Here is a 13008-nt window from a genome sequence, read left to right on the forward strand (position 1 = left end):
TGGTGAAAATGGGCACGACATCGGCGCAGAAAAAGCTGTTCTTCAACCTGCGCAAGGCGAAAAACCGCATCGGCGCGCTGGAAGAAGGCGATCTGCGCCCCGAGAACGTCAAACAGATCGCCACTGATCTGGGCGTGACCGAAGATGAAGTGATCTCGATGAACCGGCGCCTGTCTGGCGGCGACGCCTCATTGAATGCGCAGATCGGCTCGGACGGTGAAGGGTCGATGCAATGGCAGGACTGGCTGGAAGACGACAGCGCCAACACCGCCGCGGATTATGAGGAACACGACGAACTTGACGCGCGCCGCGCCTTGCTTGCCGAGGCGATGAATGTGCTGAACGACCGTGAGAAAGATATTCTGGTGCAGCGCCGTCTGGCCGATGAAACCATCACATTGGAAGATCTCAGCGCGCAATATGACGTCAGCCGCGAACGTATCCGCCAGATCGAAGTGCGAGCCTTCGAAAAACTGCAGGCCCGGATGCAGGAACTGGCGCGCGAAAAGGGCATGTTGGAAACCGTCTGAACTTTTCCATCTGACCGTTCATGACTGTGTCCCCGCCGGGCTCCCGGCGGGGATATTTTTGTTCGGCAGGCGCGAAAGGGGCGTGGCTATGCCGTAAAGATAGCGCTAACATCCCGCCAAAAAGGGAGAGATCAATGACACATATCCGTTGGGGCATTCTGGGCGCCGCTGATTTTGCGCGCCGCTTCATGGCGCCCGCGATACATGCCGCCAAAGGCGCAGAGCTTTATGCATTGGCCACATCAAGCCCGGACAAGGCGGCGGGTTTTTCGGATTTTGCGCCTGGGTTGAAGGTGCATGACAGCTATGATGCACTCTTGGCCGATCCCGCTATCGATGCGGTCTATATCCCGCTGCCCAATCATCTGCATGTGGAATGGTCGCTGAAAGCGCTTGCCGCAGGCAAGCCGGTGCTGTGTGAAAAGCCGATGGGCCTGAATGCTGATGATTATGATAGGCTGATCACCGCGCGCGATAACGCAGGCCTGCTGGCGGCAGAGGCGTTCATGATCGTCCATCACCCGCAATTCATCCGTGCGCGCGAATTGGTGCAGGGCGGCGCGATTGGCAAGTTGATGCATGTCGATGCGACATTCAGTTTCAACAATGCACGCGATGCCGCCAATATCCGCAACCGCCCCGAAACCGCAGGCGGGGCCATGCGTGATATCGGCGTTTACGTGCTGGGGGCTGCGCGATTTGTGACGGGTCAGGAGCCTGTGGCGGTTCCCTATGCCAACCTGCGGCTGGAAAACGATGTCGATGTTTTCGCGCAAATCGCCGCGCAATTTCCGGATTTCAGCTATTCCGGCGTGGTATCGATGCGGATGCAGCCGCGCCAGCAGGTCACTTTTCACGGGGACAGGGGCGTACTGACCCTGTCCTGCCCGTTCAACGCCAATGTCTTTGACCTCGCCCAGCTGACGCTCGATACCGGCGGGCCGATCACGACTGAACGCTGGCCGGGGGTGAATCATTATGTGTTGCAAGTCGAAAACTTCGGCAAGGCAATCCGGGGCGAGGCCGATTATCCTTGCCCGCTGGAATTTTCGCGTGGCACGCAGGTGATGATGGATATGATCTTTGCAAAAGGGGCAGGACGCTAACTGTGCACCCCTCTTGATCTTGTTTTTTCCAGAAATACTCCCCCGCCGGAGGCGTCCCATGGTGCCCCCGGCGCAGGTGTCTAGAACGGCAACTTCAAGATATGCTGCGGGCCAAAGCCGCCGTCCATATATTGCGCGCCGGTATCAATGAACCCGCCCGCCAGATAGGCCTTGCGCGCGCGGGGGTTCAACAGGTTGACGGTCAGCATAATCGCCTCTGCCGCCGGATAATGGCCGGACAGATAGTTGCCCAACGCCGCACAGCAGGCTTTGGCAATGCCGCGCCCTTGCAGGCGCTGATCCACCAAAAAGGTCCGCAGCCCATAGATGGTACTGGCCGCGAACCGGTGATGCAGGTGAAACCCCCGGTCAATCCGGAACATACCCGCGACCTGATCGCCATAATGAATCACATGGATATCGATCAGCGGATCATCCAGATCGATCACCTCCGACGGTTGACCGGAAAAATTGACCTGTTCTTCAGTAACCGAGATGCCCCGCAACGCTTCTTGCGTCGCGGGGGTCATCGGCGCAATCGTGACTTGCGTCATTCTTCCATGGCTTCCAATTCGTCGATCATGCTTTCGATCAGGGACAGGCCCTTGTCCCAGAACGCCGGGTCAGACGCGTCCAGCCCGAAAGGTGCCAGCAGTTCCTTGTGATGCTTGGACCCGCCCGCGCGCAGCATGGCGAAATATTTCTCGCGGAAATCGGGATCGCCTTCTTCGAATACCGCATAAAGCGCGTTCACCAGCCCGTCACCGAATGCATAGGCATAGACGTAAAAGGGCGAATGCACGAAATGCGGGATATAGGACCAGAAGGTTTCATAGCCGTCAACGAAATCGAACACCGGACCCAGGCTTTCGGCCTGCACCGACATCCACAATGCGTTGATATCATCGGGGGTCAATTCACCCTCCAGACGCGCGGCATGCAATTTACATTCGAAATCGTAGAACGCGATCTGGCGCACGACGGTGTTGATCATATCCTCGACCTTGCCCGCCAGCAGAACCTTGCGGTCTGCCTTGGTCTTGGCATTGTCCAGCAACTGCCGGAAGGTCAGCATCTCGCCAAAGACCGACGCGGTTTCCGCCAGTGTCAGCGGGGTCGATGACAAAAGCTCGCCCTGTTCGGCGGCCAGCAGCTGATGCACGCCGTGGCCCAATTCATGTGCCAGGGTCATCACATCGCGGGGCTTGCCCAGATAATTCAGCATCACATAAGGATGCACCGTGGTGACGGTGGGATGCGCAAAGGCACCCGGTGCCTTGCCCGGTTTCGCGCCCGCATCGATCCAGCCCTTGTGAAAGAACGGCTGCGCCAGTTCCGCCATTTTCGGATCAAACCCGGCATAGGCGGTCATCACCGTGTCGCGTGCCTCGTCCCAGCCGACGACGCGTGTCTGGTCCATCGGCAAAGGCGCGTTGCGGTCCCAGACCTGCATCCTGTCCAGCCCCAGCCATTTCGCTTTCAGCGCATAATAGCGGTGCGACAGGCGGGGATAGGCTTTGACGACAGCGTTCCGCAACGCTTCGACCACTTCTGGTTCGACGTGGTTGGCCAGATGGCGCGCGGCTTGCGGGCTGGGCATTTTGCGCCAGCGATCCTCGATCTCTTTTTCCTTGGTCAGCGTGTTGTGGATACGCGCAAAGGTTTTCAGGTTCTCGGCAAAGACGGCTGTCAAAGCATGAGTCGCGGCCTCGCGTTTGGAACGATCCTGATCGGTCAGCAGGTTCAGCGTTTCTTCCAGCCCCAGCACATCACTGTCCACGACAAATTCCAGACCCGCCATGGTTTCATCAAACAGCCGGTTCCATGCGGCGGCACCGACGGTGGATTGATCATGCAGGAATTGTTCCAGTTCATCGGACAATTGATGCGGCTTCATCGCGCGCATCCGGTCAAAGACGGGTTTATAGCGCGCCAGATCATCGTTAGCCGCCAAAAGCCCCGCCAGATGGTCGTCATCCAGCCGGTTGAATTCCAACCCATAGAACACCAGCGGGGTGGTGAAGCGGGTGATCTTGTCCTGACAATCGGCCATGAATTTGGCACGCCCACTATCGGTGGTGATCTGGTAATAGCGCAGGCCCGCATAAGACATGATCCGCCCGGCGGTCACATCGATTTGTTCATAGCGCTGCACGGCACCCAGCAGGCCCGCGGCGTCAAGATTGGCCAGTTTGCCTGCGTAATCGGCGGCAAAAGCGGCGCATTCCTTGTCGAGCCAGTCCAGATCGCGCGTGATCTCGGCACTGTCGGGGCTGGGGTAAAGATCGGTCAGGTCCCATTCGGGCAGATCGCCAAAGGCGTTTTTTCCGGTTGTATTGGCGTCATAGACGGGTTTTTGCATATTGCCGCTTTCATTGCTGTTTGATGTCTTACCTAAGGTGTCGCGCTGCGTCATGAAACCCTGTCAGCCGTAAACCCGCAGCATTTCCTGCAGATCGGCCAGCGTATTGGCCTCGGCCACCGGTTTGTCCTGCCGCCAGCGCAGCATCCGGGGAAATCGCAGGGCGACACCCGATTTGTGGCGTGGGCTTTCGTTGATGCCTTCAAAGGCGATTTCGAACACATGCACTGGCGGGACCTGCCGGACGGGTCCGAATTTTTGCAGCGTGTTCTTACGCACCCAGGCTGTGATCTGTCGGAATTCCGCATCGGTCAGGCCGGAATAGGCTTTGGTGAAAGGCACCAAAGCGTCACCGTCGCGTACTGCGAAAGTGTAATCGGTGAACAGATTGGCCCGTCGCCCGCTGCCCGATTGCGCATAGATCATCACGGCATCGATGGTCAGCGGATCAACCTTCCATTTCCACCAATCGCCTTTCTTGCGCCCGGCCAGATAGGGGCTGTCATGGCGTTTCAGCATCAGCCCTTCGGCACCGATGTCGCGGGAATCGTCGCGCGCCTTTGCCAGATCGTTCCAATCATTGAAAGGCACCCGCGGTGACAATCGCAGGGGCGCGCGGGTTGAAACCCGCGCAACCATATCCGCCAGCCGCCCGCGTCTTTCGGCAAAGGGCAGGGACCTGATATCATTACCGTCCTGTTCCAGCAGATCATAGGCCATCAGGATCACCGGCGCCTCGGCCAGCAATTTGCGTGGGACAGTCTTGCGCCCGATCCGTTTTTGCAAAGCGGCAAAGGGCAGGGGGGCGTCATCGACAAAGGCCAGCACTTCCCCATCGATCACGGTGCCATCCGGCAGCGCGTCGCAAAGCTGGGCGAGTTCGGGAAAGCGGTCTGTCATCAGATCCTCGCCCCGCGACCACAGGTAATGGCTGCCGCCGCGCAGGATGAACTGGCCACGGATACCGTCCCATTTGCGCTCTGCTGACCAATCCGCAGGCGGGCCGAGGCTGTCGAACCCCTCCAACCCATAGGCAAGATAGAACGGATAGGGTCGGGATTGGTCGGCGGTCGGGTCCTCCGCCTCGATCAGGCTGTGCCACGTCACGCTGTCGGGGGTCCAGTTGCCCATCAGCTTGTGGGTCAGTTCCGGTTCCGGCTGCCCCATCGCCAGCGCCAGCGCGCGGGTCATCAGTTTTGCGCTGATTCCGATCCGGAAACCACCCGTCAGCAGCTTGGTCAACAGGAATCGTTCCGCCGTGGGCAGGCTGTCCCATGCGGCGAGGATACCTGCCTTGCGCGCATCCTCGTCCTGTGTGCTAAGCTCGCGCAGGCGCATGATCCACGCGGTCAGGCTTTGGTCGCTGGTCTGAGACGGAGGCGGCAGGACCAGCGCGATCGTTTCGGCCAGATCGCCGACGATGCTGTAGCTTTCCTCGAACATCCAATCAGGCAGGCCCGCGTGCTCTGCCGCCCAAAGCCGCAATTTGCTGGCGGTGATCACCCGTTTCGGCCTACGCCCGGTGAACAGGGCGGCGGTCCAAAGCTTGTCTTCATCCGGGGCAGTGCGGAAATAATCCGCCAGCGCCGCGACCTTGACGCTGGTCTTGGTGCTTTCATCCAGTTGGGTGAAAAGCGCGGCAAAGGCTTTCATGCCGCATCCTCGTTGCTGTCGAAATCTTCGCCCTGATAATCGGTGCTGACCACATGGGCATCATAGCCCTGATCGCGCAGCCAGCGCTGAAAGGCGGATGTATAACCATGGGTGACGAATATCTTTTCGGCCCCTGTCGCCTTGATCGCCGTGTTCAGCCCGGCCCAATCGGCATGATCGGACACGATAAACCCGCGATCGGCCGCCCGCCTGCGCCGCACGCCGCGCAAAGCCATCCAGCCGCTGGCAAAGGCGGTCGAGGCAGGGCCGAATCGTTTCGCCCATGGCGTGCCAAGGGCGCTGGGTGTCGCCAGCACCAGCGCGCCGGGGTGGGTTTTGCCGGTAACAGCGGCATCAACGCGGATCGTGGCCGGCAGGGGGATGCCTTGGGCGCGCAACACCTCATTGGTGTTTTCCACCGCGCCATGCGTCAGGATCGGGCCAATGGCGGGATCAACAAGCCGCAACAGCCGTTGCGCCTTGCCCAAGGCATAGGCCCCGAGGATCGCGGTCTTGCCGTTGGCGGCGCAATCTTCCCACCAACGGTTGATCTGTTCGCGCAATATATCTTGGGGTGTCCAGTTGAAGATCGGCAGACCAAAGGTGCATTCGCTGATGAAGGCATGGCAACGGACCGGTTCAAACGGTTCCGACAGCCCGTCATCAATGGTTTTGTAGTCGCCAGAGACGACCCAGACCTGCCCTTTGACCGCGATGCGGATCTGCGCAGAACCCGGCACATGGCCTGCGGGATGGAACGACACACTCGCATCGCCGATCTGCTGTTGAGCACCATAAGCGATTGTTTCAACGTTGATATCCCCCAAGCGGTGCCGCATCACAGCAGCCGTGCCGGGGGTGGCAAGATAGCTGTCCATGCCCCAGCGCGCGTGATCGCTATGCGCATGGGTGATCAGCGCGCGCGATACCGGTCGCCACGGGTCAATGTAGAAATCGCCTGCGGCGCAATAGATCCCGCGGTCGGTGAAGGTCAGGACGTCGGCCATCAATCAAAGATAGGGGCTGAAATGCTGCTGCCAATAGCAAGCCTCTGCGGTGGACTGCAGAGGCGACTCCGGCGGAAGTATTTTTGGAAAAAAAAGACAGGGCGCGCTGGTTCAGCGATGCGCGTCGAAATGGGCCAGTGTCTTGGCCATGACCATGTCGCGCATCTCGGGCGAATCCATCAGCATTTCGTGACGGCCTGTCTTGATCTCGTGCAGCACACCGCCGGGCCATTGCGCCATGCGGCGGCGGATGGCGTCGGAATCGACGATGGTTTCCTTGCCGCCCAGAAAGGTGATGCAGGGGGTTGCGGGCGACGGCAGCCGCGCCAGATCGCGCATTTCCTGCAAGGATTGCCGTAGCCAGCGTAAAGACGGCCCGCCAAGCGCCAGTTCGGGATGGGCAATTACCTGTTGGCGCAAGGCGGCATAGATTTCGGCATCATTGGTCAGCGCATTGCCCGCGAAAGGTTGGTGCAGAAGATAGCTGGCAGGCAGCTGGCCCGGCACGATCCTTTCGTCGAATTTCAGCGATTGGCTGAGGCTCGACAGCCCCCAGGCGAAGGAATGCAGCGCGCGTGACATGCCGATGCCCCACATGGGCGCAGAAAACATCACGGCGTTGACGTCAAGCCCGGTTGCCAATGACCGCAGACCGATACAGCCGCCCATCGAATGGCCGATGAGAAAATAGGGGCGAGGCAGGGCGATAGCGGCGGCATGGTCCATCAATGCCTGCACATCATGCTGGTAATCAGCAAAACTGCCGACATGGCCCAAGGCCACATCCGTAATCAAGCGGTCGGCCAGCCCTTGGCCGCGCCAATCCACGGCCAGCGTGGCATAGCCTGCTGCGGCCAGCGCGCGGGCGGTCATCCCATATTTTTCGATATATTCGGTGCGACCGGGAAAAATCAGCACGGTGCCCTTGGCCTCGGCCTTGTCCACCGACCAGTGACCGGCGCGGATGCGCCTGCCGTCGCTGGTGGTCAGCCACTGCGCCGCCCCGCCTGCCGGGCCATCTGCGATGTCATCGAAAAGCGGGGCGGCTTGGGGCATCAGGACAGGACGCCGGACAATTTCATCGCCAGACCCATATCGCCATCCACGGCCAGCTTGCCGGTCATAAAGGCGGCGGTCGGGTTCTGTTCGCCATCAAGGATCGCCTTGAACACTTCGGTGCTGGCGGTCAGCGTCACATCGGCGTCGTCATCGCCGGCGCGGGCACCGTTCTGGTCGATGATGATTGCGCCTTCGTCTTCGATGACGAATTTGGCGGTGCCGTCAAAACCCTCGCCGCCCATCTTGGCGTTCAACTGGGTGACGGCTTCATTCACTACATCGCTCATTCTTCTGATCCTTTCGTGATAATCTGCGGCAGGCAGGCTCTGGTGTCTGGCGCATGATGCGCTACATTGAAGATATGATGTCTGATCTCTTTCGCTTCAAATGTATCGTTGCGGCACTTGTGCTGGGCTTTGGCTTTTCCACGCCTGTGGTCGCACAAACCGAAAGGCTCGACCAGCTTTTCGCAGAATTGTCACAGGCTGATGAAGAAGAGGCGCACCGGATCGAAAATCAGATCGTTTCCGAATGGGGCAAAAGCGGATCACCGGCCATCGACCTGCTGATGCGCCGGGGGCAGGATGCGCTGGACGCCGGTGCACCCGAGGCGGCTCTGGATCATTTCTCGGCGCTGGTGGACCATGCCCCGGATTTCGCGGAAGGCTATTTTCACCGCGCCACCGCCTATTACCTGCTGGAAGAATTCGGTCCTGCGATTGCTGATCTGGGCGAAGTCTTGGCACGCAATCCGCGCCATTTCGAGGCAATGCGCGGGCTTGCCATCATGATGGAAGACATGAAACGTCCGGCAGAGGCGCTTGACCTTTACCGGATGATATTGGACATCATGCCCCGGTCCGCCGCAGCGCGCGCAGAGGCCGACCGCCTGCAACAACAACTAGAGGGTATGGCGATCTGATCGCCACCCCAGACGGGGACGAAAATGCAAGGTTCCCGGATCACGGCCGTGCTCGGGCCGACCAATACCGGCAAGACCCATTACGCGATCCAGCGGATGCTGTCCTATCGCACCGGCGTGATCGGCCTGCCTTTGCGTCTGTTGGCGCGCGAGGTTTATGACCGGATCGTTGCGATCAAGGGGCCTTCGGTCGTGGCGTTGGTCACGGGCGAGGAACGGATCGTGCCGCCGCGCGCGGCCTTCTGGGTCTGTACGGTCGAGGCAATGCCCGAAGGGATGGGCTGCGATTTCCTTGCCGTCGATGAAATTCAGCTTTGTGGCGATCCTGAGCGGGGCCATGTGTTCACCGACCGTCTGCTGCATGCGCGCGGTTTGCATGAAACGCTGTTTCTGGGGGCCGATACGATGCGCGGCGCGATTGCAGCACTGGTGCCCGATGTGCAATTCATGCGCCGTGACCGGATGTCGGAATTGACATATACCGGATCGAAGAAAATCAGCCGGATGCCTGCGCGCTCCGCCATTGTCGGATTCTCGGTCGATAACGTCTATGCCATTGCCGAGCTTTTGCGCCGCACTAAGGGCGGCGCTGCCGTTGTCATGGGTGCGCTGTCGCCCCGCACCCGCAATGCGCAGGTGGAAATGTATCAGAACGGCGATGTCGATTATCTGGTCGCCACCGATGCAATCGGGATGGGGCTGAACCTGGATATCGGCCATGTCGCCTTTTCCGCGCTGACGAAATTCGACGGTCGGCGGATGCGCCATCTGGCGCCCGAAGAACTGGCCCAGATCGCGGGTCGTGCCGGGCGCCATATCGAAAACGGTACCTTCGGCGTGACGGGCGAAGCCCCGCCTTTGGACGACGCGGTGGCAGAAGCTATCTGCAACCATCAGTTCCGCCCGGTCGGAAAGCTGCAATGGCGCAATAGCCGGTTGCAATTCGGGTCCATCAAGCGGCTGATCAGCACGCTGGAGGAGCGCACAGATAACCCATGGCTGACGCGTGTGCGCGAAAGCGACGATCTGGCGGCACTCAAAGCGCTGTCGCTTGATGCAGAAGTCGCGGCACGTGCGACCGACGGGCCATCGGTGAAACTTTTGTGGGATGTCTGCCGAATCCCTGATTTCCGCGGCGTCTCACCTGCGGAACATGCGTCGCTTCTGACGCAGATTTACAACGATCTGCATCAACTTGGGCATGTCTCGGCCAATTGGTTCGCATTGCAGGTGCGTCGGATTGACCGCACCGACGGGGATATCGATACTTTGTCCAAGCGGCTCGCCTTTATTCGCACCTGGACCTATGTGGCGCAGCGCAAAGGCTGGCTTATTGACGATTCTCATTGGCGTGATGAAACCCGCGCTGTAGAAGATCGTTTATCAGATGCGCTGCATGGCGCATTGACGCAAAGATTTGTGGACCGGCGGACCAGCATCCTGCTTCGCCGGCTCAAACAAAAGGAGAGCCTGTTGGCCGAGGTGAATGAAAAAGGTGAAGTGACCGTCGAGGGCGAATTCGTCGGTCGTTTGGAAGGGTTCCGTTTCCGCATGGACAAGGCGGGTAGCCCGGACGAGGCGAAAACCTTACGGCAGGCATCGGTGCAGGCGATTGCGCCGCATCTGCATCTGCGGGCGGATCGTTTCTATAACGCGCCGGATACCGAGATTGATTTCACCGAACAGGGTGGCCTGATGTGGGGCGATCAGGCTCTGGGTAAACTGGTGGCGGGGTCCGATCCGCTGAAACCCGGCGTGGCGGTGTTCGTCGATGAAGAAGCCGGGCCGGATGTCGTTGCCAAGGTGCAGCGCCGTTTGCAGCATTTCATCGACCGCAAGATCGCCGCCGGGTTCGAGGGCCTGCTCGCACTGCGCAATGATGAGACGCTGACAGGGGCTGCCAAAGGGTTCGCCTTCCGCATGGCGGAAAATTTCGGCATCATTCCGCGCGGCGATGTGGCGGATGAGGTCAAGGCGCTGGAGCAGGAAGCGCGTTCTGCGTTGCGCAAACACGGCGTGCGCTTTGGGCAATTCACCATTTTCCAGCCCTTGCTGCTGAAACCTGCGCCGACGCGTCTGCGGCTGGTGCTGTGGTCTTTGGCCAAAAACCTGTCCGAATTTCCCGAAAGCCCGCCCCCCGGTCTGGTCACATTGCCTACCGCCAAGGATGCCGTGCCGGGCTATTACGCGATGTCGGGCTACCGCGCTGCCGGTGACCGCGCGATCCGGATCGACATGCTCGAACGGCTCGCCGATATGCTGCGCGATAAGGACAGCCGGGGTGGATTCGAGGCGAATTCTGATATGCTGTCGATCACCGGCATGACTTTGGATCAATTCGCCGATCTGATGGCCGGTCTGGGTTATAAGGCTGAGAAAGCGGAACGGGTAAAGGTGAAAGCTCCCCGCGCTGACGCGGCTGGCAAGCCGCCCGTGGAAACCCCGGTTGAAGAACCTCAGGAGACGCCGCCAACGCCTCCTGCGGAAGTCCCCAACGACACGCCACCCGCCGACAGCCCCGCGGACGTGCCGGTAGAACTGCCCGACGACGCGCCGCAGGAAATTCCGGTCGATGACCCCGCCGGTACACCCGATGCCCCGCAAGAGGTGCCCTCTGACACGCCCGAGATGGAGGCATATTATACCTTCACTTGGGGCGGGCGGGCCGCGCGCCCGGCGCGTCCGGCGAATGATCGCCCGCGCGGGAATCCAAAGCCGAAGGGTAAGGGCAAGGGCAAGCCACCTGCGCAGGCCAACAAGCCCGAGAGCTTTCAGGCCAAACCCAAGCGCGACAAGCCAATTGATCCCGACAACCCCTTCGCCGCAGCGCTGGCGGGGTTCAAGAAGGCTTGACCGACGCCCCGCGTCAATTGATCCGGCTCGACAAATGGCTGTGGCATGCGCGGTTTTTCAAATCGCGCAGCATCGCCGCCGGGATCGTCAGCGCGGGCAAGGTGCGGGTGGGCGGCAATCCGGTCAGCAAACCGGCGCGCGCCGTGGGGGCGGGCGATGTGCTGACCTTCGTGCAGGCCGAACAGACCAAGGTGATCCGCATTCTCGATTGCGGCGCCCGTCGCGGTCCTGCACCCGAGGCGCAGACGCTTTACGAAGATCTGTCTCCCGCGCCTGTACCAACGACGCAGGGCATACCCAGCGACCGCAAAGGCAGGCCCACGAAAAAGGATCGCAGGGATATGATGACGCAGCGCGGTAGGGATGACCCTTTCAGCCTTGAATGACCGCGCGATCCGAATTAGCACACCACCCAAAGCATTACGGATGATCCCATGACCTATATCGTCAACGACAATTGTATCGCCTGCAAATACACCGATTGCGTCGAGGTATGCCCGGTGGATTGTTTCTACGAGGGTGAGAACATGCTGGTCATCCATCCTGATGAATGTATCGATTGCGGCGTCTGCGAACCCGAATGCCCCGCCGACGCGATCCGCCCGGATACAGAGCCTGACATGGAAAAATGGGTCGAGTTCAACCGCAAATATTCGGAGATGTGGCCGGTCATTATCACCAAGAAAGACCCGCTGCCCGGCGCCGAAGAGATGGATGGCCAGCCCGACAAGATGCGCCTGTTTTCTGAGGTCCCCGGTGAGGGCGGCTAAGCTAACCCACTGATGTCGCAGAATTTCATGCTGCTGTTACAGAACGCTTCCGAAGGGGGCGTTTTTGTGGTATGATTCCGTAATGACGCGAACAATGTGATCCCGCTGAAATAAGCATATCCCGCCGGTGACCCAAGTTACCGACGGTTTTTTGTCGCTTGATGCGCCGGATTGCCATGAAAGGAAAATCATGACCAAGAAGAAGAATGAATTCAGCCCCGACCAGTTTGTCGTGTACCCCGCCCATGGTGTGGGCAAGATCGTTTCCGTGGAAACGCAAGAGGTTGCGGGTTTCGAGCTGGAAATGTTCGTGATTGCCTTCGAAAAAGACAAGATGACCCTGCGGGTGCCGACCCACAAGGCCTCTGATGTCGGCATGCGCGCTTTGGCGACGCCCGATGTCGTCAATCACGCGCTGAAAACCCTGCGTGGCAAGGCGAAGGTTAAGAAAGCCATGTGGTCGCGCCGCGCGCAGGAATATGAGCAAAAGATCAATTCCGGCGACCTGATCGCCATTGCAGAGGTCGTACGCGACCTGCACCGTCAAGACGACCAGCGCGAGCAAAGCTATTCCGAACGTCAGTTGTACGAAGCTGCCTTGGAACGTCTGACCCGTGAATTCGCTGCTGTCGCTGGCGATGATGAAAACGCAGCAGCCGCACAGATCGGGTCTGTTCTGGTCGGGCGCGCCGCTTAACTCTGCGTCCTGTCACTGAAAAGCCGCGCCCGACAGCGCGGCTTTTTCG

General features: G+C 59.8%; 13 protein-coding genes. 7 read left to right on the forward strand and 6 right to left on the reverse strand.

Features of this window, described 5'->3' with window-relative positions; translation table 11 throughout:
• A partial coding sequence (locus tag ACK4TM_RS00670) for a sigma factor-like helix-turn-helix DNA-binding protein (RefSeq protein ID WP_409695163.1) occupies window positions 1–530 on the forward strand: 530 nt, incomplete at its 5' end.
• A 134-nt stretch (window positions 531–664) separates the two neighbouring features.
• The gene (locus tag ACK4TM_RS00675; RefSeq protein ID WP_409695166.1) at window positions 665–1636 is read left to right on the forward strand and encodes a Gfo/Idh/MocA family protein; all 972 of its coding nucleotides are present in this window, start codon (window positions 665–667) and stop codon (window positions 1634–1636) included.
• 80 nt (window positions 1637–1716) lie between these two features.
• Here the strand turns inward: ACK4TM_RS00675 and ACK4TM_RS00680 are convergent, their stop codons facing one another.
• From ACK4TM_RS00680 to ACK4TM_RS00705, 6 genes are all read right to left on the reverse strand, one after another.
• Entirely contained in the window at window positions 1717–2190 is a 474-nt protein-coding gene (locus ACK4TM_RS00680; protein WP_409695169.1) for a GNAT family N-acetyltransferase, read from the reverse strand.
• Window positions 2187–3998 carry a M3 family oligoendopeptidase gene (locus ACK4TM_RS00685; protein WP_409695172.1) on the reverse strand — a complete coding sequence of 604 codons (1812 nt, stop codon included), beginning with the start codon at window positions 3996–3998 and terminating at the stop codon, window positions 2187–2189. The genes ACK4TM_RS00680 and ACK4TM_RS00685 overlap by 4 nt, the downstream gene beginning before the upstream one ends.
• 63 nt (window positions 3999–4061) lie before the next feature.
• Window positions 4062–5651, reverse strand: a complete 1590-nt coding sequence (locus ACK4TM_RS00690; RefSeq protein WP_409695174.1) for an ATP-dependent DNA ligase — start codon at window positions 5649–5651, stop codon at window positions 4062–4064.
• Window positions 5648–6658 carry a ligase-associated DNA damage response exonuclease gene (locus ACK4TM_RS00695; RefSeq protein WP_409695177.1) on the reverse strand — a complete coding sequence of 337 codons (1011 nt, stop codon included), beginning with the start codon at window positions 6656–6658 and terminating at the stop codon, window positions 5648–5650. The genes ACK4TM_RS00690 and ACK4TM_RS00695 overlap by 4 nt, the downstream gene beginning before the upstream one ends.
• Before the next feature lie 111 nt (window positions 6659–6769).
• The gene (locus ACK4TM_RS00700) at window positions 6770–7714 is read right to left on the reverse strand and encodes an alpha/beta hydrolase (RefSeq protein ID WP_409695180.1); all 945 of its coding nucleotides are present in this window, start codon (window positions 7712–7714) and stop codon (window positions 6770–6772) included.
• Window positions 7714–8004 (reverse strand): SCP2 sterol-binding domain-containing protein, encoded by a 291-nt coding sequence (locus ACK4TM_RS00705; protein WP_409695183.1) that lies wholly within the window; start codon window positions 8002–8004, stop codon window positions 7714–7716. Before ACK4TM_RS00705 ends, ACK4TM_RS00700 begins: the two co-directional genes overlap by 1 nt.
• Window positions 8005–8081: 77 nt before the next feature.
• Here ACK4TM_RS00705 and ACK4TM_RS00710 point away from each other — a divergent pair, with 77 nt between their 5' ends.
• The 5 genes from ACK4TM_RS00710 (at window position 8082) to ACK4TM_RS00730 (ending at window position 12959) form a co-directional block, all read left to right on the forward strand.
• The gene (locus tag ACK4TM_RS00710) at window positions 8082–8639 is read left to right on the forward strand and encodes a tetratricopeptide repeat protein (protein WP_409695186.1); all 558 of its coding nucleotides are present in this window, start codon (window positions 8082–8084) and stop codon (window positions 8637–8639) included.
• A 24-nt stretch (window positions 8640–8663) separates the two neighbouring features.
• Window positions 8664–11492, forward strand: coding sequence for a helicase-related protein (locus ACK4TM_RS00715; RefSeq protein ID WP_409695189.1), 2829 nt, complete (start codon window positions 8664–8666; stop codon window positions 11490–11492).
• The gene (locus tag ACK4TM_RS00720; protein WP_409695192.1) at window positions 11489–11878 is read left to right on the forward strand and encodes an RNA-binding S4 domain-containing protein; all 390 of its coding nucleotides are present in this window, start codon (window positions 11489–11491) and stop codon (window positions 11876–11878) included. Before ACK4TM_RS00715 ends, ACK4TM_RS00720 begins: the two co-directional genes overlap by 4 nt.
• Window positions 11879–11926: 48 nt before the next feature.
• A complete protein-coding gene (gene fdxA / locus ACK4TM_RS00725) occupies window positions 11927–12262 on the forward strand; it encodes a ferredoxin FdxA (RefSeq protein WP_409695195.1) in 336 nt (111 codons plus the stop codon).
• A 190-nt stretch (window positions 12263–12452) separates the two neighbouring features.
• The gene (locus ACK4TM_RS00730; RefSeq protein WP_409695198.1) at window positions 12453–12959 is read left to right on the forward strand and encodes a CarD family transcriptional regulator; all 507 of its coding nucleotides are present in this window, start codon (window positions 12453–12455) and stop codon (window positions 12957–12959) included.
• Window positions 12960–13008 lie beyond the last annotated feature (49 nt).

Origin of the sequence: Yoonia sp. (genome assembly GCF_046292185.1) — a bacterium.
In the GTDB taxonomy this organism is placed as follows: Bacteria; Pseudomonadota; Alphaproteobacteria; order Rhodobacterales; family Rhodobacteraceae; genus Yoonia.

Bases quoted from the DNA above. Each gene is read 5' to 3' on its own strand.
- ACK4TM_RS00675 (WP_409695166.1), top strand. From the start codon at position 665: ATGACACATATCCGTTGGGGCATTCTGGGCGCCGCTGATTTTGCGCGC.
- ACK4TM_RS00680 (WP_409695169.1), bottom strand. From the start codon at position 2,190: ATGACGCAAGTCACGATTGCGCCGATGACCCCCGCGACGCAAGAAGCG.
- ACK4TM_RS00685 (WP_409695172.1), bottom strand. From the start codon at position 3,998: ATGCAAAAACCCGTCTATGACGCCAATACAACCGGAAAAAACGCCTTT.
- ACK4TM_RS00690 (WP_409695174.1), bottom strand. From the start codon at position 5,651: ATGAAAGCCTTTGCCGCGCTTTTCACCCAACTGGATGAAAGCACCAAG.
- ACK4TM_RS00695 (WP_409695177.1), bottom strand. From the start codon at position 6,658: ATGGCCGACGTCCTGACCTTCACCGACCGCGGGATCTATTGCGCCGCA.
- ACK4TM_RS00700 (WP_409695180.1), bottom strand. From the start codon at position 7,714: ATGCCCCAAGCCGCCCCGCTTTTCGATGACATCGCAGATGGCCCGGCA.
- ACK4TM_RS00705 (WP_409695183.1), bottom strand. From the start codon at position 8,004: ATGAGCGATGTAGTGAATGAAGCCGTCACCCAGTTGAACGCCAAGATG.
- ACK4TM_RS00710 (WP_409695186.1), top strand. From the start codon at position 8,082: ATGTCTGATCTCTTTCGCTTCAAATGTATCGTTGCGGCACTTGTGCTG.
- ACK4TM_RS00715 (WP_409695189.1), top strand. From the start codon at position 8,664: ATGCAAGGTTCCCGGATCACGGCCGTGCTCGGGCCGACCAATACCGGC.
- fdxA (WP_409695195.1), top strand. From the start codon at position 11,927: ATGACCTATATCGTCAACGACAATTGTATCGCCTGCAAATACACCGAT.
- ACK4TM_RS00730 (WP_409695198.1), top strand. From the start codon at position 12,453: ATGACCAAGAAGAAGAATGAATTCAGCCCCGACCAGTTTGTCGTGTAC.